Consider the following 23,561-nt stretch of genomic DNA (forward strand, 5'->3'; position numbering starts at 1 on the left):
GAGGGCTCGGTAACCGAGCGGCAACACCCGGGCAACTCCGTCGACCCGACCGCCTCCTAATTTCTGTCGAGCGACAGAAATGTCGTACGACCGAGACGTCCCCGCAGCCGGAGGTCCCCGCGATGGCGACAGCGACCACTTACGGAGCCCGCGCCCATGCCCGCGCCCAGGAGGGCACACGGGCCGAGTCCATGCCCGTCGTCCCGGCCGCCGACTGGCCGGCCCCGCCCTGCGAGGCGGGCCACCTGGTGTGGGCCGAGACGGTCGCGGGCGGCAACTACACGCACCGCGTCCTGGCCCGCGGCACCGAACTCCGCCTGACCGACCTGCGCGGCGACGCCTGCGCCCATCTGCTCCTGTACGCGGCCGACCGCCCCTGGGAGCGCCTGAACGTCGCCGACACGGTCAAGGTCCAGTGGAACGCCTACCTCGGCGAGGGCCAGCTCCTCCTCTCCGACCAGGGCCGCGTCCTCGCCTCCCTGGTCGCCGACACCTCCGGCCGGCACGACGCCCTGTGCGGGACCTCCACCCTCGCCCGCAACACCGAGCGCTACGGCGACGGCACCCCGCAGTCCGACTCCCCCGCCGGCCGCGAGCTGTTCAAACTGGCCGCCGCCAAGAACGGCCTGGAGCCCCGCGACCTGCCACCGTCCCTCTCCTTCTTCCAGGGCGTCGAGGTCCGCGACGACGGCTCCCTCGACTTCACCGGCTCGACCGGCCCCGGCGGCAGCGTGACCCTGCGCGCCGAGCAGGACGTGACCGTACTGATCGCGAACGTGCCCCACCCGGTCGACCCGCGCGACGACTACGTCAGCACCCCGCTGGAGGTGCTGGCCTGGCGCGCCGAGGCCACCGGTCCGGGCGACCCGCTGTGGGAGGCGACGCCCGAAGGCCGCCGCGCCTTCCTCAACACCACCGAATTCCTTGCCGCGAGGGGGCTCATATGAAGACCGCGACCGTCCCGGCGCGCGCCGCCTGGTCCACCGTCGTCCGCACGGGCGAGACCCTCACCATCACCGACCTGCACGGCAACCAGGCCGTCGACTTCCTCGTCTACGACGCCCACGACACGTCGGTCCGCTACAGCGCCCCCGACACCATCCACGCCCAGGGCAACCTCTTCCTCACCACCGGCAGCGTGCTGATGTCCAACGAGCACACTCCGCTGATGACCGTCACCGCCGACGAGGTCGGCCGGCACGACACGGTCGGCGGCGCCTGCTCCAAGGAGTCCAACACCCTGCGCTACGGCCATCACACGTGGTCGCAGCACGCGTGCGTGGACAACTTCCTCGCCGAGGGCGCCAAGTACGGCCTGGGCAAACGGGACTTGGTCTCCAACATCAACTGGTACATGAACGTGCCGGTCGAGAAGGACGGCACCCTCGGCATCGTCGACGGCCTCTCCGCCCCGGGCCTGAAACTGACCCTGCGCGCCGACCGCGACGTCCTGGTCCTGGTCTCCAACTGCCCCCAGATCAACAACCCTTGCAACGGCTTCGAGCCGACGGCCGTGGAGATGACGATCGTTGAGGCGGCCGCCGCCCAAGGGGACGCGGCATGACCTTCGACACGCTGCTGATCGCCAACCGGGGCGAGATCGCCGTCCGCATCATCCGCACCGCCCGCGAACTCGGCCTGCGCACGGTCGCCGTGTACTCCGACGCCGACCGCTCGGCACCCCACGTACGGCTCGCCGACGAGGCGGTACGGCTCGGCCCGGCACCGGCCAAAGAGTCGTACCTGGACGCCGACCTGGTGCTCAAGGCGGCGAAGGACACCGGCGCGGGCGCGATCCACCCCGGCTACGGCTTCCTCTCCGAGGACGCGGCCTTCGCCCGCCGCTGCGAGGACGCCGGGATCGTGTTCGTCGGCCCGACGCCCGCCCAACTGGAACTGTTCGGCGCCAAACACACCGCACGGGCGGCAGCCGAAGCGGCGAACGTCCAACTGGCGCCGGGAACCGGCCTGTTGGCAGACCTGACCGAGGCACTCGCCCAGGCCACGCTCATCGGCTACCCCCTCATGCTCAAGGCGACCGGCGGAGGCGGCGGTATCGGCATGTCGGCATGTCGCTCCGCCGACGAACTGACCGAGTCCTGGGAGCGGGTGCAGCGCGTAGCCGCCGCCTCCTTCTCCTCGGCCGGTGTCTTCCTGGAACGCCTCGTCGAGCACGCCCGCCATGTCGAGGTACAGGTCTTCGGCGACGGCGAGGGCAGGGTCGTCACCTTCGGCGACCGCGACTGCTCCCTCCAGCGCCGCAACCAGAAGGTGGTGGAGGAGGCCCCCGCCCCGGGCCTGCCCGATGCCATCCGCACCCAACTGGCCGCCTCCGCACGCGACTTGTGCGCCTCGGTCGGCTACCGCTCCGCCGGAACCGTCGAGTTCGTCTACGACGCCGCCCGCGAGGAGGCCTACTTCCTGGAGGTCAACACCCGTCTCCAGGTGGAACATCCGGTCACCGAGGAGATCTACGGCGTCGACCTGGTCGCCTGGATGCTGCGCCTGGCCCGCGGCGAGACCGACGTCGTGAGCGAACCCGGCACCCCGCGCGGCCACGCCGTCGAGGCCCGCGTCTACGCCGAGGACCCGTCCCGCGAACACCGGCCCAGCGCGGGCCTGTTGACCCGGGTCGAGTTCCCGCAGGGGGTGCGCGTCGACGGCTGGGTGGAGACGGGCACCGAGGTGACGACGTCGTACGACCCGATGCTCGCGAAGGTCATCGCGTACGGCTCCGACCGCGCCCACGCGCTCCAGCGGCTCGACGAGGCGCTGGCCCGCACCCGCGTGGACGGCATCGAGACGAACCTCGGCCTGGTCCGGGCGGCGCTCGCGGAGCCGGACTTCCGTACGGCCACCCACTCCACGGCGACCCTCGCCGGCGTCACCGACCCCACTTCCCGCATCGAGATCGTCGCGGGCGGCACCCTCACCACGGTCCAGGACTGGCCGGGCCGCACCGGCTACTGGCAGGTCGGCGTGCCTCCGTGCGGCCCGATGGACGACCTCTCCTTCCGCCTCGGCAACCGCGCGCTCGGCAACGAGGAGGGCACGCCCGGCCTCGAATGCACCCTCCAGGGACCGACGTTGAGGTTCACCCACGCCACCACCGTGTGCGTGACGGGCGCCCCGGCACCGGTGACGGTCGACGGCACCCCGGTCCCGCAATGGGAGCCGGTGACGGTGCCCGCGGGCGCGGTCCTGGAGATCGGCGCCCCGGCCCAACACGGCCTGCGCACCTACGTGTTGTTCGCGGGCGGCCTGGCCGTACCCGCCTTCCTGGGCAGCGCGAGCACCTTCACCCTGGGCCGCTTCGGCGGCCACGGCGGCCGGGCGCTGCGCACCGGTGACGTCCTGCACGGCGGCACGGTCACCGAGGGCACGCCGGTGCCACCCGCCGACCGCCCGGCCCTCGGCGCCGTATGGGAGGTGGCGGCGGTCGAAGGGCCGCACGCGGCACCGGAGTTCTTCACCGAGGACGACATCCACGACTTCTACGCGGCCGACTGGAAAGTCCACTTCAACTCGGCGCGCACCGGCGTCCGGCTGGTCGGCCCGAAGCCCCGCTGGGCCCGCACCGACGGTGGCGAGGCGGGCCTGCACCCGTCCAACATCCACGACACCCCGTACTCGGTCGGCGCCGTCGACTACACGGGCGACATGCCGGTCCTGCTCGGCCCGGACGGCCCGTCCCTCGGCGGCTTCGTCTGCCCGGCGACGGTCATCAGCCAAGAGCGCTGGAAACTGGGCCAGTTCAGGCCGGGCGACACGGTCCGCTTCGTCCCGGTGAACGTCGACGGCTCGCCCCGCCCCGACATCGTGGACGGCGGAATCCTTGCCCGGGACGGAGACGTCACCTTCCGCCGCAGCGGCGACGACAACCTCCTGGTCGAATTCGGCCCCATGCAACTGGACTTGGCGCAGCGCATGCGGGTCCACGCCCTGATGGAGGCGGTCGCCGAGGCCGACTTCGAAGGCGTCACGGACCTCACCCCCGGCATCCGCTCCCTCCAGATCCAGACGGACCCGACCCGCCTCCCCCAATCCCAACTCCTCACCTCCGTACGGGAGATAGCGGCGGCACTCCCGCCCACCGACCAACTCATCGTCCCCTCCCGCACGGTCCACCTCCCCCTCTCCTGGGACGACCCGGCCACCCGCGAGGCCATCGCCCGCTATATGGCCGGCGTTCGCGACGACGCCCCCTGGTGCCCCTGGAACATCGAGTTCATCCGCCGCGTCAACGGCCTGGACTCGGTCGAGGACGTCTACGGCACGGTCTTCGACGCCGAATACCTCGTACTCGGCCTGGGAGACGTCTACTTGGGCGCCCCGGTGGCCACACCACTCGACCCCCGACACCGCCTGGTGACGACGAAGTACAACCCGGCCCGCACCTGGACGGCCGAGAACTCGGTCGGCATCGGCGGGGCATACCTCTGCATCTACGGCATGGAGGGCCCCGGCGGCTACCAGTTCGTGGGCCGTACGACCCAGGTGTGGTCGGGCTGGCAGCAGCGCGGCGCGTTCGAGCAGGGCTCCCCCTGGCTCCTTCGCTTCTTCGACCGCATCAAGTGGTACCCGGTGGAGCCGGACGAACTCCTGGAACTCCGGGCCGACATCATCTCCGGCCGCTTCGTCCCGCGCATCGAGGAGGGCACGTTCTCGCTCGCCGAGTACGAGGCGTTCCTCGCCGAACACGCCGAGTCCATCGGAGAGTTCAGGTCCCGCCAGCAGACCGCGTTCGGCGCGGAACGCGATGCCTGGGAGGCGGCGGGCGAGTTCACCCGCGCTGAGGCGGCAGCGGCCCCGGCACCACCTCAGGCCGAGGTGACGATCCCGGCGGGCGGCCGCCTGGTGGAGGCCGAATTCGCGGCGTCCGTCTGGCAGTTGAACGTGGAGCCGGGCGACGAGGTGACGGCCGGCCAACCCCTCCTGGCCCTGGAGGCGATGAAAATGGAATCCAGGGTGCACGCCCCGATGGCAGGCGTGGTGACCGAGATCCTGGCCAGGCCGGGCGACCAGGTGGAAGCGGGAACGGCGCTGCTCGTCCTCGCCCCCGCAAGCTGAACCGCAAGGAGCAACAAAAGATGTCGATGACCGTGTCCCGAGTCCGCGCCGCCTACGCCCGCATCGAGGCAGTGGACCGCCCCGAGATCTGGATCGACCTGCGCCCGCAGCCGGAGGTCGAGCAAGAGGCACAGGCCCTGGACGAACGACTGTCGGCGGGCGAGCAACTCCCGCTCGCGGGCCGCCTGTTCGCGGCGAAGGGCAACATAGACGTCCAGGGCCTCCCGACGACGGCGGGCTGCCCGTCGTACGCCTACGAACCGGAGACCGACGCCCCGGTGGTGGCCCGTCTCCGCGCGGCCGGCGCGATCGTGCTCGGCACGACGAACCTCGACCAGTTCGCCACGGGCCTGGTCGGCACCCGCTCCCCCTACGGCGCGGTCCGCAACGCCCACGACCCGGCGCGGATCAGCGGCGGCTCCAGCGCCGGTTCGGCCGTCGCCGTGGCCCTGGGCATCGTCGACTTCGCCCTCGGCACGGACACGGCGGGCTCGGGCCGGGTGCCCGCCGCCTTCAACGGCATCGTCGGCCTCAAGCCCACCAAGGGCCTGGTCCCCACGGAGGGCGTGGTCCCGGCCTGCGCCTCGATCGACTGCGTGACGGTCTTCGCCCGCACCCTCCCGGAGGCGGAGCAGGCCCTGTCCTTCATGGCCTCTCCACCGGACCGGGACCTCCCGCCCCTCCCCCAGCGCGCGCCGGGCCCGTGGCGCGTCGCGGTGGCGGCACGGGACGACCTGGGCGAGCTGGACGAGGGCTGGGCGGAGGCGTACGACGCGGCGGTGGAGCGGCTCAGGGGCGCGGGCGCCGAGATCCGCACCCTGGACCTCACCCCCTTCACCGAGGCGGCGGCGATGCTCTACCAGGGGGCGTTCGTGGCCGAGCGCTACACAGCGGTAGGAGCCTTTGTCGACAAGGCGATCGCATCCGGCTCGGAGGACCTGGACCCCACGGTCGCGGGCATCATCACCCGAGCCCGAGACATCCCGGCCCACCAGTTGTACGCGGACCAGGACCGCCTGGACGCCCTACGAGCCCGGGCCCTCGCCGAACTGGCCGACGCGGACGCCCTGTTGCTCCCGACGACCCCGGGTCACCCGACCCTGGCCGAGGTGGCCGCCGACCCCCTGGGCGCAAACGCCCGCCTGGGCCGCTTCACCAACTCCACGAACCTCTTCGACCTGGCAGCGGTGGCAGTCCCGTCGGGCGAGGTGAACGGACTCCCCTTCGGCGTGATGCTGATCGGCCCGGCATTCACGGACGACCGCCTGGCGCAGATCTCCCGCGACCTGAACCCGGAGACCTACATCGCCGTAGTCGGCGCCCACCTGACGGGCCAGCCCCTGAACCCCCAACTCCTGTCCCTGGGAGCTCACTTGGACCGCACGACCACAACGGCCCCGGTCTACCGCCTACACACCCTCGCCACGACCCCGCCGAAGCCGGGCTTGGTGCGCGTGGGCGAGGGAGGGGCATCGATCGAGGCAGAAGTATGGCGCCTACCGGCAGAGGGCTTGGGCCGCCTACTGACCGCACTCCCCCGCCCAATGACCTTGGGCAGCGTGGAGTTGACAGACGGCACAAGCGTCCCGGGCTTCCTCTGCGAGCCAGGTGCGCTGTCCAACGCCGAGGACATCACAAGCTACGGCGGCTGGCGAAACTACATGAGCTCTTGAGGAACGCAGGGCCCACCCCCTAGGGGCGCGGGGAACTGCGCGACCAGCCACAACGCACCCGCACCCGCCAACGAACCCTCACCCCACCGACGAGTAGGCCACAACCCCCCGCAACAACAACTCAACAGCCTTCCGCGCATTCTTGGCCACGGTGGACGACGCCTCGCCCCCAGTAACCGGCGCCGCAGCAGAAATCTGCCCCAACACATCGATCACCTGCTTACACCACCGAACAAAGTCCCCGGCCGGCATCTCAACCTCCCGAAGCACCTCGTCCAACCCCTTCCCACTGGCCCACATATACGCGGCCCAGGCAAACCCGAGATCAGGCTCCCGCTGCCCGACCCCCTCGGTCTGAGTGATCCGGAAGTCCTCCTCGAGCGCATCGAGCCGCCCCCAGATCCGCACCATCTCCCCCAGCGCGGCCTTCGCCGCACCGGACGGCACCTTGGGAACCGTCGCATCGTCACTGACCCGCGCCTCGAATACCAACGCCGAGACACACGCGGCGAGTTCGGCAGGAGCAAGCCCCTCCCAGACACCCTCCCGCAGACACTCACTGGCCAGCAGATCGAGCTCGCCGTACAGCCGGGCCAGCCGCTTGCCGTGCTCGGTGACCTCGTTGCCCCGCAGATAACCGAGTTCGGTCAGCAGCGCGACGATCCGGTCGAAGGTCCGGGCGATCGTGTTCGTCCGCCCCTCGATCCGCCGCTCCAACTGCGTGGTGTCCCGCTGCAGCCGGTGATACCGCTCGGCCCAACGCGCATGGTCCTCACGGTCGTTGCACCCATGACACGGATGCGCCCGGATCGCCGTACGCAACTGCGCGATCTCGCGGTCGTCCGCGGCCTGCGAACGCTGCTTGCGGGCCCGCTCCGGCGGAATGTGCCCGGCCTTGGTGCGCAGCGCGGAGGCCAGGTCCCGACGGGACTGCGGGGAACGGGCGTTGAAGGTCTTCGGGATCCGCATCCGGTCCAACGCCTCGACGGGGACGGGGAAGTCCATCGACGCGAGCCGCTTGACCTGCCGCTCGACGGTCAGGACCAGCGGCCGCGGCCCGTCGTGCTGCTCGAAGCCGCGATGGCCGTTGGACCGCCCGGCAGGCAGTCCCGGGTCCAACACCAGTGCCAGACCGGCGTACTTGCCGGTCGGGACATGGATGATGTCCCCCGGCTTGAGCTTCTCCAGCGCGACGGCGGACTCGGCACGCCGTAGCGCCACGCCCTGCCGGGCCAGCTCGGTCTCGCGGTCCTTGAGCTCACGGCGCAGCCGCATGTAGTCGTCGAAGTCGCCCAAGTGGCAGGTCATGGAGTCCTTGTAGCCCTCCAGGCCCTCCTCGTTGCGCTGCACCTGCTTCGAGATCCCGACGACCGACCGGTCCGCCTGGAACTGCGCGAAGGACGTCTCCAGCAGCTCCCGCGAACGGTGCCGCCCGAACTGGTCGACGAGGTTGACCGCCATGTTGTACGACGGCTTGAAGCTGGAGCGCAGCGGATACGTACGGGTGCCGGCCAGTCCCGCGAGGTGCTCGGGACTGATCCCGCGCTGCCACAGCACGACGGCATGGCCCTCGACGTCGATACCTCGGCGCCCGGCCCGACCCGTCAACTGGGTGTACTCGCCGGGGGTGATGTCGGCATGCTGCTCGCCGTTCCACTTGACGAGCTTCTCCAACACCACCGAGCGCGCGGGCATGTTGATGCCGAGCGCCAGGGTCTCCGTGGCGAACACGGCCTTGACGAGCCCGCGCAGGAACAGCTCCTCCACGACCTCCTTGAACGTCGGCAGCATGCCCGCGTGATGGGCCGCGATCCCGCGCTCCAGGCCTTCCAGCCACTCGTAGTACCCGAGGACATGCAGGTCCTCGTTCGGAATGGACGCCGTGCGCTCCTCGACGAGCGCGCGCACCTTCTCCCGCGCCTCGTCGTCGTTGAGCCGCAGCCCGGCGTACAGACACTGCTGTACGGCGGCCTCGCAGGCGGCGCGGCTGAAGATGAAGGTGATGGCGGGCAGCAGGTCTTCGTTGTCCAGCCGCTCGATGACCTCGGGGCGTCCCGGGGTCCACACCCGCGAACGCGATCTGCGCTCCCGCTCCCGGTCGGCCTCGCGCATCGCACGGCCGCGTCTGCGGTCCTGGTACGACGGGCGCTGCGCCTCCATGCGGGCCAGGCGCGCGAGGTCGGGGTTGACGGCCTTCTTGTTGCCCTCGCCCTCCTCGAACAGGTCGTACATCCGCCGCCCGGCGAGCACGTGCTGGAACAGCGGCACGGGCCGGTGCTCGGAGACGATCACCTCGGTGTCGCCGCGGACGGTGTCGAGCCAGTCGCCGAACTCCTCGGCGTTCGACACCGTCGCCGACAGCGAGACCAGGGTCACCGACTCGGGGAGGTGGATGATCACCTCTTCCCATACGGCGCCGCGGAAGCGGTCGGAGAGGTAGTGCACCTCGTCCATGACCACGTAGCCGAGGCCGAGGAGGGTCTGCGAACCGGCGTACAGCATGTTGCGCAGCACCTCGGTGGTCATGACGACCACCGGCGCTTCGGAGTTGACGCTGTTGTCGCCGGTGAGCAGGCCGACCTTGTCCGCGCCGTAACGGCGGCACAGGTCGGCGTACTTCTGGTTCGACAGCGCCTTGATCGGGGTCGTGTAGAAGCACTTCTTGCCCTGCTGGAGGGCGAGGTGGACGGCGAACTCGCCGACGATCGTCTTGCCGGAGCCGGTGGGCGCCGCGACCAGCACGCCCTTCCCCGCTTCGAGCGCCTGGCAGGCCTCGATCTGGAAGGGGTCGAGACCGAAGTCGTACATCTCGCGGAAGCCCGCGAGCGCGGTGGCCTGCTCGGCTGCCCGCAGGCGGGCTGCCGCGTACCGCTCGGCCGGGGAGAGGTCCTCTGTCATCGTGCTTTCGAGCGTACCGGGCGCCACTGACAACAGGACGATCATTATCCGTTCCCACGAGTCCTCCACACACGGAGACCGGCCGCCCGCGCTGCGGGAACGGCCGGTCTCGGCGGAGATCGGGAAGGTGATCAGGTCACGTCGTCATAGCCGTTGACCCGGTCGGAACCCGTGCCGCTCGCCTGCTCGGGCAGGGCCGCCCGGCCGGCCGAGACGGTCTCGACGTCGCCGATGTCCTCGGGGGTGAGGTCCAGGTCCGATGCCTCGTCGTCGCCCGGTCCCGCCGCGTCACGGCGGCGCTTGCGCCGGTCGTTGAGCAGCGAGAAGACGACCGCGCCGAAGTACAGCACCCAGATCGGCCCGGCCAGGGCCAGCATGGTCAGCGGGTCGGTACTGGGGGTGGCGACGGCCGCGAAGACCGTGATGCCGAGAATCATGGCGCGCCACCAGCTCAGCATCCGCTTGCCGGTCAGCGCACCCGTGAGGTTGAGCATGATCAGCAGCAGGGGCAGCTCGAACGAGAGGCCGAAGACCAGCACCATGCGTGTGACCAGGTCGAGCAGGTCGTCGAGCGGCAGCAGGTTGTTGACGTCCTTGGGCGTGAAGCCGATCAGGACCTGTGCCGTGGTGGGCAGCACCCGGTAGGCGAAGTAGGCGCCACCGAGGAACAGCGGGACTCCGGTGCCGACGAAGGCGAGCGCGTACTTCTTCTCGTTCTTGTGCAGGCCGGGGGCGACGAAACCCCAGAGCTGGTACAGCCAGACCGGGGAGGCCAGGACGACACCGGCCATCAAGGACACCTTCAACGCCAGCGTGAACGGCGTCAGCAGACCGTTGATCGTGATCTGCGCACACGGCTGGGACGTCTTGGACGCCCTCGACAGCTCCTCGAAGTTCTGGGAGCAACCGACCGAGTGCAACACCGGCTTGGTGATGATGTTGACGATGTCGTTGTAGAAGAAGGCGGCCACGCAGGTCACCACGATGATGGCGAGCATCGCCTTCGCGAGCCGGTTGCGCAGCTCGCGCAGATGGTCCGCGAGTGGCATCCGCCCCTCGGGGTCCTTCTCCTTCGTGCGGGCAGACTTAGGCAACCCACGTCCTCATCTCGTGCGGCAGGCCGAGGGGGTCCCGGCCCTGCGTCAGCGCTTGGTCGTGTCCGACGGCTCGGTGACGGGACGCGCACTGGTCACGTCGCCGGGAGCTGCCTGGATGGTGCGCTGCACGGACTCGTCGGTGTTCGGCGGGCCGGCCGGGGCGGGGGTGCTGTTGCCCTCTTCCTTCATCGCCTTGGCTTCGCTCTTCAGGATGCGAGCGGACTTGCCGAGCGAGCGGGCCATGTCCGGAAGCTTCTTCGCGCCGAACAGGAGCACGATGACGACGAGGATGAGAATGATCTCGGGAGCTCCGAGCCTTCCGAACATAAGTCTTTACCTTCTCACCGAGGCGGCTGGGGTGGGGTGCTGTCCGATCGGTCGGACATCTGTCCGACCTTCGTGCTGCCAGCGATCGTAACGCTCAGGGGTAAACGCGAGGCAATCCCTGTGCGTACTCCCGGTCCGCGCTCCGGGCCTCGTTATCCGGACCGCGATCAGCAGAGTACCCGCCTCCACCGACAACGTGACAGGGCAAAGCGACGCGAAGCGCATGAGGCGCGCAACTCACACCCAGCCCATATGTGACTCACAGTGCGTCGACGGAACGGGCCGTCGCCACGGCCGCGCGCTCCAGGTCCTCGGCCGCTCTGTTGATGCGGTGCGCGGCGTCCGCGACCTGGAGTCCGAGCCGCCGCGCCTCCAGGAAGACCCGGACGGCGAGCACGCCGAGCACGGCGAGACCCAGGAAACCCACAGCTACCGCGACCATCGCCCAGAACATGGGGCGAGCCTAGACCCTGCTACCCGACGGAGGTCAGCCGCAGGGTCCTGACGCCGCCGCCGGTGAGCAGCTCGACGATCCGCTCGCCCGCGGGCTTGCGGACCGCGGCGCCGCAGTCGGGGCAGGTGAAGGAGTAGAAGGTGGTGCGGCTGGTGGCGCCGATGGCGAGGCGCAGGGCGCTCGCCGCGAGTTCGAAGTTGGACCGGCAGTCCGGGCAGCCCGCTCTGAACATCACGGGCACCACGCTCTTCATCCCGGCGAACGCGGCGGCCACCGTCATCTCCGGGCCGGCCGAGACACCCTGGGCACCCGGAACACCTGTCGTCGTCGACTCGCTCACAGCCCCTGCTCCTGCCTCTCGTCAACACCGTGCACTGCGTCAACAACACCCTGCGGGCCGTCGTACGCCGCCAAGGCCTCGCGGGCGGCCCGGCGGGCGCTGTCTGCGAGGTCGCTCGGGGAGACGATCCGGCCGTCGCGCCCGAGCCGCAGGGCCAGGCGTCTCAGGGACGTCGGGTCGGGGGTGCGCAAGGTAATACGCAGCCCGCCGTCGGGAAGCTCATCGGCACTGTCGTGCGGGTAGTACTCGGCGACCCAGCGCCCGCCCGGACCGACCTCGACCACGACCTCCGGGTCCTCGGCGGCGGGCTGCACCAGCGCCTCCGACAGGTCCCGCAGCTCGATCTCCGGGGGTGCGGACGGCTCGTCGAGGATCTTGATCTCGGCGACCCGGTCGAGGCGGAAGGTGCGGCGCGCCTCGGAGCGCCGGCACCAGGCCTCCACGTACGTGTGCCCGACGCTGACCAGCCGGATGGGGTCGATCTCGCGCTCGCTCAACTCGTCGCGGGCGGGCGAGTAGTAGCGGATCCACAGGCGGCGGCGCTCCGAGATCGCGCGGTCGACGTCCGCGAAGACCCCGCCCTCGGACTCGAAGGTCACCGAAAGGCGTGCGCTGGCCCCGGCCGCCTCACCGGCCGCCGCCTCCAGCTTGGCGTTGGCCCGCAGCAGCGCCTGCCGGTCGCTCTCGCGCAGGCCCGGCAGGGTCGACACGGCACGGGCGGCCACCAGGAGCGCGGTCGCCTCGTCGGCGGCGAGGCGGAGCGGCTCGGCGACATCGTCCGGGTTGTGCCACCAGATGCGGTCGCCGTCGGTGTCGATGTCGAGCAGGTCACCACCCCGGAAGCTGGTCCCGCACATGGGCAGTACGTCGAGGTCGGAGACCAGCTCGTCCTCGGTGATCCCGAAGGCACGGGCCACGTCCTCGATACGTGCCCCGGGGCGCTCCTTCAGATAGGTCACCAGGGAGAGCATCCGCCGGGTCTGGTCGATGGCGTTGACGGGCCTGACCGGTTTGCCTGCCACAGTTCTCTTCCGCTCCCCCTCAGCCCTTGGCCACGGCGCGCAGCCGGTCCACCACGTCGGCCCGCAGCTCGGCGGGCTCCAGGACGACGACATCGGGCCCGAACTCCACCAGCCAGGCGTCCAGCCCGTGGCCGTACGGAATCTCCAACTCGTCCCAGCCGTCCCCGAGTTCCCGAACCGCCGCGGCTTTCGCCCGCAGGGGGTACCCGGAGCCCGTGCGCAGCCGGATCAGCGCGGAGCGGTCGGCGGTCTCCCCCGCCCAGCTCGCGACGGTCTCGCGCACGGTGACGACGTCGGGGATGTCCGCGGTGAACCGCCCGTTGCGCGAGCGCACCTTGCCGGTGATCCGGGAGAGCCGGAAGACCCGCTCGGCCCCGCGGTCCCGGTCCCAGCCGGCGAGGTACCAGTGGCCGCGCCAGCACTCCAGGGCCCATGGCTCGACGCTGCGGGTCTCGGGGCGGGCGGCGGTGGCCTTGCGGTACTCGAACACGACGGGCCGGCGGTCGCGGCAGGCCAGCATCAGCGGCTCGAACGACGCCTCGTGCACCGGGATCCGCGGCTCCAGGGCGCCGTGCGGCTCGTACGGGTCGAGGTCCTCGGGCATCCCGGCCGCGCGCAGCTTCTGCAGCGCGCCGCTGGCCGCGCCGGCGAGCCGGGCCTGCTGCCACACCTTGGCGGCGAGACCGAGGGCCGCGGCCTCCTCGGCGTCGAGGGTGATCGGAGGGAGGCGGTTGCTGTCGCGGCGGGCGAGATAGCCGACCTCGCCGTCCAGGTTCTCCACCGTCTCGATGACGAGCCCGAGTTCGCGCAGATCGTCCTTGTCGCGCTCGAACATCCGGTTGAAGGAGTCGTCCGAGCCCGCTTCCAGATAGGCCTCGATGGATTCCCGCAGCTCACGCTTGCTGAGCGGCCGCCGCGTCCCGAGCAGACACAGCGCGAGGTTCATCAGCCGCTCGGCCTTGGCAATGGCCATCGACGCCCTTCGCCTTCCTATGTGCTTACGAACGATGACCGTACCGCCCTGCGGTGGCCTGGCAAAAGCCGAGGGCCCATGCCCGAGCAGGCATGGGCCCTCGCTGATCGGGTCCGGTCGGAACCGGTGATCAGACGGCGACGAGGTCGACCACGAAGATCAGGGTCTCGCCCGGCTTGATCGCCGGGGTCGGGCTCTGGTTGCCGTAGGCGAGGTGCGCCGGGATGGTCAACTGGCGACGGCCACCGACCTTCATGCCCTGCACGCCCTTGTCCCAGCCCTTGATGACACGGCCGCCACCGAGCGGGAAGCGGAACGGCTCGCCGCGGTTCCAGCTCGCGTCGAACTCCTCGCCGGTGCTGAAGGCCACGCCCACGTAGTGGACGGTGACGTTCTGGCCCGCCTGCGCGATCTCGCCGTCCCCCTCCCACAGGTCCTTGATCTCCAGGTCGGCCGGGGGTGCGCCCTCAGGGAAGTCGATCTCGGGCTTCTCGATGCTCACGTCTCTAGCTCCTGCTTGTGTACGACAAGGCAACGGGAACAGTCTCGCATCCCGGCCGACGTCCCGCGCAGACCAGGCCGTTCACCTGCGGGTGGACTACATCGCCGCCAGGATGTCCACCGAGAACACCAGGGTGTCGCCCTTCTTGATGACACCGCCGCTCGGCGGGGTGTCGCCGTAGGCCAGGTCCGCGGGCGCGACGATCATGACGCGGCTGCCGACCTTCTTGCCGGTGACGCCCTGCGCCAGGCCCTTGACGACCGACTCCATCTGCGAGATCGCGAACTGGCTCAACCGGCCCTGGGAGTACGTCGATTCGAACTCCTTGCCGGTGCTCCAGACCACGCCCTTGAACTGGCACAGGATCGTATGGGACGCCTTGACGACGGCTCCGTCGCCCTCCAGGACGTAGTTCGCCACCAGCTTCTTCGGCGGGTCCGCCTTCGGGACGGTGACCGAGGGGGCCTTGCCGTCGGTGTTCGTGCCGACCTTGGGCAGCGCGGAGTCGGACTGTGCGACGGCCTTGCCCTTGGCGGAGCTCTTGATGTTGAAGGCGTCCTGGACGTCGATCACGAAGACGAGCGTGTCGGTGCCCTTGATGCCCGCCTGGCTGTTGCCCGTCGTGCCGTACCCCCAGGTCGGCGGGATGGCCATCTCGACGCGGCTGCCGACCTTCCGGCCCGCCAGGCCGTAGCGCCAGCCGTCGATGATGCTGCCCTGGGCGAGCTGGATGACCAACGGGGTCTTGCGGTCGTAGGAGTTGTCGAACACCTTGGCCGTCGACCAGATCTGGCCCAGGTAGTTGACCTGGACGAAGTCGCCCTCCGCGACGGCCTTGCCGCCGCCCGCGATCACCGTCTTCACCGCGAGGTCCTTCGACGGATCGCCGGTGCCCTTGGCGACGGTCGGCTTCTCGTCGAACTTCGTGCCCGCGGTGATCGCCGGCACCGGACCGTCCACCAGCTTCGGCGGCGGAGCGGTCGAGGCCGAGGCCGAGGCGGACGGCGACGGCGACGCGCTGGCCTTGCTTGAGGAGGAATCGCTGTCACCGCACCCCGCGACCGTCACGAGTCCTGCGGGAACAGCGATGAGAAGGGAGCGTCGGCGCACGGTGAAGGCCTCGTATCGGTCGATCTTGTTGATGGCGTGCGCGCAACTCTACGGCGTGGCACGGGCCCCGTACGTGAAACGTACGGGGCCCGTGTGGCGTACCGAATATGTATCCGGACGTCGGTATCCGGACGCTTTTGCCTACATTCCGGCGATCAGTTTCTCCACCCGGTCGTCCACGGAACGGAACGGGTCCTTGCACAACACGGTGCGCTGCGCCTGGTCGTTGAGCTTGAGATGGACCCAGTCGACGGTGAAGTCCCGGCGCTGTTCCTGAGCCCTGCGGATGAAGTCGCCGCGCAGCCGGGCCCGAGTGGTCTGCGGCGGAACGGACTTGCCCTCGAAGATCTTCAAGTCGTTGCAGATCCGGGCGGCTTGGCCCTTCCTCTCGAGGAGGTAGTAGAGCCCTCGGCGACGGTGGATGTCGTGGTAGGCGAGGTCGATCTGGGCGACCCGCGGGTGGGACATCGTCATGTTGTGCTTGGCCCGGTACCGCTCGATCAGTTGGTACTTCATGACCCAGTCGATCTCGGTGCCGATCCGGTCGAGGTCCTCGGCCTCGATCGCGTCGAGCGTGCGGCCCCACAGTTCGAGGACCTGCTCGACGGTGCCCGTGCGGATGCCGCGGCGCTCGACGAAGTCCACGGCCTTCTCGTAGTACTCGCGCTGCACCTCGATCGCGGAGGCCTCGCGGCCGCTGGCCAGGCGCACCTTGCGCCGGCCCGTGATGTCGTGGCTGACCTCGCGGATCGCCCGGATCGGGTTCTCCAGGGTCAGGTCGCGCATCACCGTGCCCGCCTCGATCATGCGCAGCACCAGGTCGGTGGCGCCGACCTTGAGCAGCATGGTCGTCTCGGACATGTTCGAGTCGCCCACGATGACGTGGAGACGGCGGTAGCGCTCGGCGTCCGCGTGCGGTTCGTCCCGGGTGTTGATGATGGGACGGGAACGCGTCGTCGCCGAGGAGACGCCCTCCCAGATGTGCTCGGCGCGCTGGCTGACGCAGTACACGGCGCCGCGCGGAGTCTGCAGTACCTTGCCCGCGCCGCACAGAAGCTGACGCGTGACCAGGAAGGGGATGAGGATGTCCGCGAGCCGGGAGAACTCGCCGTGCCGTGCCACCAGGTAGTTCTCGTGGCAGCCGTACGAGTTGCCCGCCGAGTCGGTGTTGTTCTTGAAGAGGTAGACGTCGCCCGCGATTCCCTCCTCGTGCAGGCGTCGTTCGGCGTCCACCAGGAGTCCTTCGAGAATGCGCTCGCCGGCTTTGTCGTGGGTGACCAGTTCGGTCACGTTGTCACATTCGGGGGTCGCGTATTCCGGATGTGAGCCCACGTCGAGATAGAGCCGGGCGCCGTTTCGCAGAAAGACATTGCTGCTGCGGCCCCATGACACGACACGGCGGAAGAGGTACCGAGCCACTTCGTCGGGAGACAGACGCCGCTGTCCCCTGAACGTACACGTGACGCCGTACTCGTTCTCCAGCCCGAAAATGCGGCGGTCCATGACTGAACATTACGCCCGATCGCCTGTGCTGAAACGGGGTTCGGCAGCACGGTTTGGATCATTTTCCGATGAAGCCGCAACCACCGCACCCCCGGCGGGAGCTGCGAGGACCCGTCCGGTGAGGAGCAGGACCAGCAGCGACACGGCCCCCGCGACCCCCGGCACGGCGAACCCCCACAGGGCCCCACCGGCCTGTACGACCGGGCCCGCGACGCCCGTTCCGACCGACGCCCCGACGGTGAACGTCGTCACAAGCCACGAGAAAGCCTCGGTGACCGTCCCCTTGGGCGCGTGCCGGTCGACGATGATGAAGGCGCAGGCGAGAGCGGGCGCGAGGAACACCCCGGCAAGCACGGTGAGCAGCACCATGGCGACCGCGCCCGGCATGAGCGTCAGCGGCAGGTAACACACCGCCAGCAGCCCCACCAGGACCCGCAGTCGCCGCTCCGGCACCCCGCTCCACTGCCGCGCCCCGTAGACGGTGCCGCCCAGCAGCGCGCCGAGACCGATGGCCGCCATCAGCCACCCGTACACCACGTCACCGCCGTGCCCGTCCGCGTACGGCACCGACGCGACGGTGATCGACCCGAGCGCCATCCCGACGAACAGGAACGCGCCGAGCAGCGCCAGCAGCCCCGGCGAGCGCAGCGCGCCCAGCCAGTGCGCCGCACGCGGAGCCGACCGCCACGCGCGCGAGGGGGGCGACACCACTACGGAGAGGGCGCCCAGCACCCCGATGACGTTCAGCACGAGCAGCGCCACGGGGGCGGACCACAGGGACACGAACACCGTCACGAGCAACGGCCCCACGGTGAACATGACTTCCTGCGCCACCGCGTCCATCGCGTACGCCGTGTGCACCTGCTCCTCCCGGCGCAGCACGGCCGGCCACAGCGCCCGCAGACCGCCCTCCAGGGGCGGCGCGAAAAGGCCTGCGGCGGCTACGGCGACGTAGGCGAGGGGCAGCGGATCGGTGCCCCGGAGGGCGAACACGGCCATCGAGAGCGCCGACAGGACCGCGGCGGGCAACTGCACCCGCGGCTGCCCGTGGACGTCCACCAGGCGCCCGAGGAGGGGCTGCCCGACCGCGTTGGCGATGCCGTACACGGCCGCCAGTGCCCCCGCGAGGCTGTAGGTGCCGCCCTCCGCGCGGATGAACAGCACGATCGCGATCGCGGCGGTGGCGTTCGGCAACCGTCCCACCAGCGTGCCCACCAGCAGGCGGGTGGCGTGCCTCGCCCTGAGGATCTCCAGATATCCCACGGCCGTCTCCCGCCCTCCCCCTCACCGTCGCGCATGAGGTTTTACGTATAACGTCCGCTGTCATACGTACCATGTGCGCTGTCCACGAGTCCATACGGAGTCCCCCGCGGAGTCCTCACCAAGGAGCAGGCCGACGGTGGCACCAGCCAGCACCCGCCCCACGAGCCGCGACGTCGCGCAGGCCGCCGGCGTCTCCCAGGCCGCGGTCTCCCTGGTGCTCGGCGACAAGTGGCGCGGCCGGGTCTCGGCCACGACCGCCGAGCGCGTCCGCGAGGCCGCCCGCGACCTGGGATACCGCCCCAACCTCGCCGCCCGCAACCTCCGCCTGGGCCGCACCCGTACCGTCCTGCTCGTGGTCCCGGTGCTGACGACGGAGTTCTTCGCCGGCGTCTACACGGGCGCCGCCCGCGTCGCCGCCGAACACGGCTTCGGCGTCGTCCTCTACCCCTCCCCCGAAGGCATCGGCCCCGCCCGGGACCCCTTCGCCTCCGCCCAGGCCGCCCTGGACGGCGTGATCGCCTCCTCCATGGCCGCCGACGCCCTCACCGCGATCCGCGGCGACCAGCTCCCCCTGGTGATGCTCGACAGCGACCCCGAGGGCAGCCTCGGCGCGGCCACCGTCAACCTCGACATCGCCGACGGCATCCGCCAGGTCGCCGAGCACCTGCTGACCCTGGGCCACCGCCACTTCCTGCACCTGGCCGCCGACGTACCGTCCTGGACCTTCGAGGTACGCGCGCGTGAACTGGCCGCACGCGTCGGCGCGTTCGAGGGCACGACGGTCCGTACGACCCGCGCCCCCATCTCCATCGAGGGCGCCCTGGCCGCCGCCGAGGCCGCCCTCTCGGAACCGGGGTCGCGCGTGACCGCCCTGGTCTGCGACGACGACAAACTCGCCGCCGGCGCCTACAAGGCCGCCCGCCGCCTGGGCCTGCGCATCCCGGACGACCTGTCGATCACCGGCCTCGACGACCTCGCCCTCGCCACCGCCCTCGACCCGGAACTGACCACCGTCCGCCTCGACGCGGAGCTCTTCGGAGAACACGGCATGCGCGCCCTCCTGGCCGTCCTGGACGGCCGCGTACCGGAAGAGGGCGACATCCCCGTGGAACTGGTCGTCCGAGGCTCTACGGCACCACCAGGCGCCCCCTGAGGCCACACCGGCCCCCCGCTACGCCGCGCGCCCCGGCCGATGACCGGCCGGGGCGCGCGAGAGGCTGGGTGAGCTCGGCTCACTCCTCGTCGTCGGCGTCGGACTCCTCCGAGGAGGTGTCAGCTCTCCCGCCCTCCAGGAGGCGGGAGAGCTGACGGCCGACGATGCGCTTGAACTTGCGGGCCTGCGGGCGCGTACGGTCCAGGACCGCGACCTCCAGGCGCTCTGCGGGGATCTCCCGCTCGCTGCCGTTCGTGTCACGGGACAGGGACTGCACGGCCAGCTTGAGCGCCTCGGCGAGGGTCATGCCGTCACGGTGACGCTGGTCCAGATAGCTGCTGATCGTCTCGGCGTTGCCCCCGACCGCGACCGAGCCGTGCTCGTCCACGATCGAACCGTCGTGCGGCAGCCGATAGATCTGATCGCCGTCCGGCGTATCGCCGACCTCCGCGACGACCAGCTCCACCTCGTACGGCTTCTCGGCCGCGCTGGAGAAGATCGTGCCGAGCGTCTGGGCGTAGACGTTGGCGAGACCGCGGGCGGTCACATCCGCACGGTCGTAGGTGTAACCGCGCATGTCGGCGTACCTGACGCCGCCGATCCGCAGGTTCTCGTACTCGTTGTATTTTCCGGCGGCCGCGAACCCGATCCGGTCGTAGATCTCGCTGAACTTGTGCAGCGCACGGGACGGGTTCTCGCCGACGAAGACAATGCCGTCGGCGAACTGCAGCACGACCAGGCTGCGGCCACGGGCGATGCCCTTGCGGGCGTACTCCGCCCGGTCGGCCATCGCCTGCTGGGGTGAGACATAGAACGGCGTCGACACCGGTATCCGTCCCTCTCTTTAAAGTTCCGTCGAAGTCGGTGGATCACCTTGGATGAGAACGGACCCTCGGTCAGAGCAGCGCGGCGCGCGGGCCGTCGGGCTGCTGCAGTCGCCGCTCCAGGATCGAGCGGGCGATCTCGGAGGACTCGTCGTCGGTGAGCCGGCGGAAGCCGTCCTCGGTGATCACGGTGACGATCGGGTAGATCCGGCGGGCGACATCGGGACCACCGGTCGCCGAGTCGTCGTCGGCCGCGTCGTAGAGCGCCTGGACCACCAGGGTCGTGGCCTCGGCCTCGGTCAACTGGTCGTGGAAGAGCTTCTTCATGGCGCCCCGCGCGAACACCGAACCGGAACCGGTGGCCGCGTAGCCGAGCTCCTGGGAACGGCCGCCCGTCACGTCGTAGGAGAAGATGCGGCCGATGCCGCGGTCCACGTCGAAACCGGCGAAGAGCGGGACCACGGCGAGGCCCTGCATGGCCATGCCGAGGTTGGAACGGATCATCGTGGACAGTCGGTTCGCCTTGCCCTCCAGGGAGAGTTGGGCGCCTTCGACCTTCTCGAAGTGCTCCAGCTCCAACTGGAAGAGCTTGACCATCTCGACGGCGAGTCCGGCGGTGCCGGCGATGCCGACGGCCGAGTACTCGTCCGCGGGGAACACCTTCTCGATGTCCCGCTGCGCGATGACATTGCCCATGGTGGCCCGGCGGTCACCGGCGAGCACCACGCCACCGGGGAACGTGACGGCGACGATCGTCGTGCCGTGCGGGGCCTCGATGACGCCCTGGGTGGGCGGCAGTTGCCGGTTGCCCGGGAGCATCGCCGGCTGGTGGTCTGCGAGGAAGTCCATGAAGGACGACGACCCGGGCGTCAGGAAGGCAGATGGCAGACGCCCGGTGCTACGAGTGTTGGCTTCCACGAGGATCCTTCCAAGTAGGCGGCAGCCCGACGAACAGCGTCGGGATCATCTCCCAACTTGCCGATGGCCGAATTGCAGTTGAAGCACAGTACGCCACGGACCCTACCCGTCTCGTGGCAGTGATCCACATGAATGGCGGAGGCATTCCCGGGCCGCTCCGAACAGGGCCGGCGCTCCCGAAATCGCACGCGATTCGTGCGCTCGAATACGAAGACTGCGCGCGGCTTGGACTCGCCGCACCGCACGCAGCACTTCAGCTTCGACTCGCCCGCCACCACGCCACTCCGTTCACCTTCGAAGCGAAGGGTGGAGCGGCCTACTGGCCGCCCTTCTGGACGAAGGAGCGCACGAAGTCCTCGGCGTTCTCCTCGAGGACGTCGTCGATCTCGTCCAGAACCGAGTCGACATCGTCGCTCAGCTTCTCGTGGCGCTCCTTGAGGTCGTCGGTCGCCTGAGCTTCCTCGACCTGCTCCTCGACCTCCTCCGTGGAGCGCGTCGCCTTCTGCTGTCCGCCGCCGGTGTCCTTGGTCGCCATAACCCTCACCCCGCTCGGTTCGACGTTCTTGATCAGACCCTACAAGCAGGGTCCGACATCGGCCCCGCAGTTCCTACAACGTACGGCGGCCACCTCGATGATTCCCGGCCACCGGACATTCCACCCTGTCCGGCGCCCGGAACCCGAGGGTCCTGTCAGCCGCCCGACAGGACCCTGACCAGGTCTTCCGCCGTACGACAGCGGTCAAGGAGCTCCTTGACGTGATTACGCGTTCCGCGAAGCGGTTCCAGGGTTGGGACCCGCTGGAGCGAGTCCCGGCCCGGGAGGTCGAAGATCACGGAGTCCCAGGAGGCCGCCGCGACGTCGTCGGCGTACTGCTCCAGGCAGCGTCCGCGGAAGTACGCGCGCGTGTCCTCCGGAGGCGTCGTACGCGCCCGCTCGACCGTGTCCTCGTCCAACAGGCGCTTGATGCGGCCGCGGGCCACCAGGCGGTTGTAGAGGCCCTTCTCGGCCCGTACGTCCGCGTACTGGAGGTCGACCAACTGCAGCCGGGCCGCGTCCCAGTCGAGGCCGTCACGGCGCCGGTAGCCCTCCATGAGCTCCCGCTTGGCGACCCAGTCCAGTTCGCCGGCCAGGCTCATCGGGTCGTTCTCCAGACGGTTGAGCGTGTCCTCCCAGCGGGCCAGGACGTCCTTGGTCTGGTCGTCCGCGTCGGAGCCGTAGCGCTCCTCGACGTATTTGCGGGACAGCTCGAAGTACTCCATCTGAAGCTGGACCGCGGTGAGGGTCCGGCCGCTGCGGAGGGTGACCAGGCGCTTGAGGGTGGGGTCGTGGGAGACCTGGTGGAGGGTGCGGACCGGCTGGTCCACGGCCAGGTCGACAGCGATGAAGCCGTCCTCGATCATGGAGAGGACCAGCGCGGTCGTGCCGAGTTTGAGGTAGGTCGAGATCTCGGAGAGGTTCGCGTCGCCGATGATCACGTGCAGCCTGCGGTACTTCTCGGCGTCCGCGTGCGGTTCGTCGCGGGTGTTGATGATCGGGCGCTTGAGGGTGGTCTCCAGACCGACCTCGACCTCGAAGTAGTCGGCGCGCTGGCTGAGCTGGAAGCCGTGCTCGTGCCCGTCCTGGCCGATGCCGACGCGGCCCGCTCCGGTGACGACCTGCCGGGAGACGAAGAAGGGCGTCAGGTGGCGCACGATGTCCGAGAAGGGGGTCTCCCGCTTCATCAGGTAGTTCTCGTGCGTGCCGTACGAGGCGCCCTTGTTGTCGGTGTTGTTCTTGTAGAGGTGGATCGGCTGGGCGCCCGGGAGTTGGGCCGCGCGCTCGGCGGCCTCCGCCATGATGCGCTCGCCGGCCTTGTCCCACAGGACGGCGTCCATGGGGTTGGTTACTTCCGGGGAGCTGTACTCCGGGTGTGCGTGGTCGACGTAGAGCCGTGCGCCGTTGGTGAGGATGACATTGGCGAGGCCGATGTCCTCGTCGGTGAGCTGGCTGGAGTCGGCGGCCTCCCGGGCGAGGTCGAAGCCTCGCGCGTCCCGCAGCGGATTCTCCTCCTCGAAGTCCCAGCGGGCCCGCCGGGCCCGGTGCATCGCCGCCGCGTAGGCGTTGACGATCTGGGACGAGGTGAGCATGGCATTGGCGTTGGGGTGGCCGGGGACGGAGATCCCGTACTCCGTCTCGATGCCCATTACTCGCCGTACGGTCATGCGGCCCTCCTTGCCCGGCGGCGCCCTCGGTCGGGGGCACCGCTCAAGTACCGCTGGCGCTCCGGTGCGTGTGCGGTGCCCGTCCCCGCACTGCGCGACTCGGCGGTACCGAAGAGCCTAGAACGGCTTTGCGCTGGTGGGGAGATCATTTGCGTCATTGCCTCGCGCGCCCCTTGTTGCGGTCATGGCCTGAAAAGCAGTCGGCTGCGGGTACCCGCCGTGGGCACCCGCA

General features: G+C 69.9%; 20 protein-coding genes and 1 pseudogene. 5 read left to right on the forward strand and 16 right to left on the reverse strand.

Annotated features, from left to right (window positions below):
* Positions 1–122 precede the first annotated feature (122 nt).
* From OG223_RS12050 to atzF, 4 genes are read left to right on the forward strand one after another with little or no spacing between them, the layout of a single operon-like run.
* Complete coding sequence (locus tag OG223_RS12050; RefSeq protein ID WP_329246372.1) at positions 123–947, forward strand: urea amidolyase associated protein UAAP1; 825 nt, start codon at positions 123–125, stop codon at positions 945–947.
* On the forward strand, positions 944–1,564 hold the full coding sequence (locus OG223_RS12055; RefSeq protein WP_329246374.1) for an urea amidolyase associated protein UAAP2: 621 nt from the start codon (positions 944–946) through the stop codon (positions 1,562–1,564). Before OG223_RS12050 ends, OG223_RS12055 begins: the two co-directional genes overlap by 4 nt.
* Complete coding sequence (locus tag OG223_RS12060; RefSeq protein WP_329246377.1) at positions 1,561–5,070, forward strand: 5-oxoprolinase/urea amidolyase family protein; 3,510 nt, start codon at positions 1,561–1,563, stop codon at positions 5,068–5,070. The genes OG223_RS12055 and OG223_RS12060 overlap by 4 nt, the downstream gene beginning before the upstream one ends.
* Before the next feature lie 20 nt (positions 5,071–5,090).
* The gene (gene atzF / locus OG223_RS12065) at positions 5,091–6,743 is read left to right on the forward strand and encodes an allophanate hydrolase (protein WP_329246380.1); all 1,653 of its coding nucleotides are present in this window, start codon (positions 5,091–5,093) and stop codon (positions 6,741–6,743) included.
* A 78-nt stretch (positions 6,744–6,821) separates the two neighbouring features.
* On the opposite strand, the gene OG223_RS12070 is transcribed toward atzF, so the two are convergent.
* From OG223_RS12070 to OG223_RS12120, 11 genes are all read right to left on the reverse strand, one after another.
* Positions 6,822–9,686, reverse strand: coding sequence for a DEAD/DEAH box helicase (locus OG223_RS12070; RefSeq protein ID WP_329246383.1), 2,865 nt, complete (start codon positions 9,684–9,686; stop codon positions 6,822–6,824).
* An 86-nt stretch (positions 9,687–9,772) separates the two neighbouring features.
* Positions 9,773–10,735 carry a twin-arginine translocase subunit TatC gene (tatC, locus tag OG223_RS12075; protein ID WP_329246386.1) on the reverse strand — a complete coding sequence of 321 codons (963 nt, stop codon included), beginning with the start codon at positions 10,733–10,735 and terminating at the stop codon, positions 9,773–9,775.
* A gap of 48 nt (positions 10,736–10,783) precedes the next feature.
* Positions 10,784–11,065, reverse strand: a complete 282-nt coding sequence (gene tatA, locus OG223_RS12080; protein WP_200680138.1) for a Sec-independent protein translocase subunit TatA — start codon at positions 11,063–11,065, stop codon at positions 10,784–10,786.
* A gap of 259 nt (positions 11,066–11,324) precedes the next feature.
* A complete protein-coding gene (locus tag OG223_RS12085; protein WP_200680139.1) occupies positions 11,325–11,519 on the reverse strand; it encodes a hypothetical protein in 195 nt (64 codons plus the stop codon).
* A gap of 19 nt (positions 11,520–11,538) precedes the next feature.
* A complete protein-coding gene (locus tag OG223_RS12090) occupies positions 11,539–11,859 on the reverse strand; it encodes a hypothetical protein (protein WP_443073708.1) in 321 nt (106 codons plus the stop codon).
* A complete protein-coding gene (locus tag OG223_RS12095) occupies positions 11,856–12,881 on the reverse strand; it encodes a helix-turn-helix transcriptional regulator (RefSeq protein WP_329246391.1) in 1,026 nt (341 codons plus the stop codon). Before OG223_RS12095 ends, OG223_RS12090 begins: the two co-directional genes overlap by 4 nt.
* 19 nt (positions 12,882–12,900) lie before the next feature.
* Positions 12,901–13,854, reverse strand: a complete 954-nt coding sequence (locus OG223_RS12100) for a helix-turn-helix transcriptional regulator (protein ID WP_201049780.1) — start codon at positions 13,852–13,854, stop codon at positions 12,901–12,903.
* A gap of 130 nt (positions 13,855–13,984) precedes the next feature.
* Positions 13,985–14,356 (reverse strand): FKBP-type peptidyl-prolyl cis-trans isomerase, encoded by a 372-nt coding sequence (locus OG223_RS12105; protein ID WP_329246399.1) that lies wholly within the window; start codon positions 14,354–14,356, stop codon positions 13,985–13,987.
* 96 nt (positions 14,357–14,452) lie between these two features.
* Positions 14,453–15,466, reverse strand: coding sequence for an FKBP-type peptidyl-prolyl cis-trans isomerase (locus tag OG223_RS12110; protein WP_329246402.1), 1,014 nt, complete (start codon positions 15,464–15,466; stop codon positions 14,453–14,455).
* Positions 15,467–15,607: 141 nt separating this feature from the next.
* The gene (gene pafA / locus OG223_RS12115; protein ID WP_033283736.1) at positions 15,608–16,969 is read right to left on the reverse strand and encodes a Pup--protein ligase; all 1,362 of its coding nucleotides are present in this window, start codon (positions 16,967–16,969) and stop codon (positions 15,608–15,610) included.
* A 9-nt stretch (positions 16,970–16,978) separates the two neighbouring features.
* Complete coding sequence (locus OG223_RS12120; protein ID WP_329246405.1) at positions 16,979–18,232, reverse strand: MFS transporter; 1,254 nt, start codon at positions 18,230–18,232, stop codon at positions 16,979–16,981.
* A gap of 136 nt (positions 18,233–18,368) precedes the next feature.
* Here OG223_RS12120 and OG223_RS12125 point away from each other — a divergent pair, with 136 nt between their 5' ends.
* Positions 18,369–19,385 carry a LacI family DNA-binding transcriptional regulator gene (locus tag OG223_RS12125; RefSeq protein ID WP_329246407.1) on the forward strand — a complete coding sequence of 339 codons (1,017 nt, stop codon included), beginning with the start codon at positions 18,369–18,371 and terminating at the stop codon, positions 19,383–19,385.
* Positions 19,386–19,464: 79 nt separating this feature from the next.
* Here the strand turns inward: OG223_RS12125 and prcA are convergent, their stop codons facing one another.
* The 5 genes and pseudogenes from prcA to dop all read right to left on the reverse strand — a co-directional run bounded on the left by prcA (position 19,465) and on the right by dop (position 23,329).
* Positions 19,465–20,211, reverse strand: a complete 747-nt coding sequence (gene prcA, locus OG223_RS12130) for a proteasome subunit alpha (RefSeq protein ID WP_329246410.1) — start codon at positions 20,209–20,211, stop codon at positions 19,465–19,467.
* A gap of 70 nt (positions 20,212–20,281) precedes the next feature.
* Positions 20,282–21,127 (reverse strand): proteasome subunit beta, encoded by an 846-nt coding sequence (prcB, locus tag OG223_RS12135; protein ID WP_329246412.1) that lies wholly within the window; start codon positions 21,125–21,127, stop codon positions 20,282–20,284.
* A pseudogene (locus tag OG223_RS12140) lies at positions 21,079–21,270 on the reverse strand (endonuclease VII domain-containing protein); the annotation flags it as partial. The pseudogene OG223_RS12140 and the gene prcB, both read right to left, overlap by 49 nt.
* 173 nt (positions 21,271–21,443) lie before the next feature.
* On the reverse strand, positions 21,444–21,662 hold the full coding sequence (locus OG223_RS12145) for a ubiquitin-like protein Pup (RefSeq protein WP_033283731.1): 219 nt from the start codon (positions 21,660–21,662) through the stop codon (positions 21,444–21,446).
* Between the two features lie 155 nt (positions 21,663–21,817).
* Positions 21,818–23,329: a depupylase/deamidase Dop gene (gene dop / locus OG223_RS12150; RefSeq protein ID WP_174447560.1), complete on the reverse strand. Its 1,512-nt coding sequence runs from the start codon at positions 23,327–23,329 to the stop codon at positions 21,818–21,820.
* Between the last annotated feature and the right edge of the window lie 232 nt (positions 23,330–23,561).

It is taken from the genome of Streptomyces sp. NBC_01478, from assembly GCF_036227225.1.
Taxonomy (GTDB): Bacteria; Actinomycetota; Actinomycetes; order Streptomycetales; family Streptomycetaceae; genus Streptomyces.

Excerpts from the sequence above, each read along its gene's own strand:
- OG223_RS12050 (WP_329246372.1), top strand. The coding sequence starts at position 123 with ATGGCGACAGCGACCACTTACGGAGCCCGCGCCCATGCCCGCGCCCAG.
- OG223_RS12055 (WP_329246374.1), top strand. The coding sequence starts at position 944 with ATGAAGACCGCGACCGTCCCGGCGCGCGCCGCCTGGTCCACCGTCGTC.
- OG223_RS12060 (WP_329246377.1), top strand. The coding sequence starts at position 1,561 with ATGACCTTCGACACGCTGCTGATCGCCAACCGGGGCGAGATCGCCGTC.
- atzF (WP_329246380.1), top strand. The coding sequence starts at position 5,091 with ATGTCGATGACCGTGTCCCGAGTCCGCGCCGCCTACGCCCGCATCGAG.
- OG223_RS12070 (WP_329246383.1), bottom strand. The coding sequence starts at position 9,686 with ATGATCGTCCTGTTGTCAGTGGCGCCCGGTACGCTCGAAAGCACGATG.
- tatA (WP_200680138.1), bottom strand. The coding sequence starts at position 11,065 with ATGTTCGGAAGGCTCGGAGCTCCCGAGATCATTCTCATCCTCGTCGTC.
- OG223_RS12085 (WP_200680139.1), bottom strand. The coding sequence starts at position 11,519 with ATGTTCTGGGCGATGGTCGCGGTAGCTGTGGGTTTCCTGGGTCTCGCC.
- OG223_RS12100 (WP_201049780.1), bottom strand. The coding sequence starts at position 13,854 with ATGGCCATTGCCAAGGCCGAGCGGCTGATGAACCTCGCGCTGTGTCTG.
- pafA (WP_033283736.1), bottom strand. The coding sequence starts at position 16,969 with ATGGACCGCCGCATTTTCGGGCTGGAGAACGAGTACGGCGTCACGTGT.
- OG223_RS12145 (WP_033283731.1), bottom strand. The coding sequence starts at position 21,662 with ATGGCGACCAAGGACACCGGCGGCGGACAGCAGAAGGCGACGCGCTCC.
- dop (WP_174447560.1), bottom strand. The coding sequence starts at position 23,329 with ATGACCGTACGGCGAGTAATGGGCATCGAGACGGAGTACGGGATCTCC.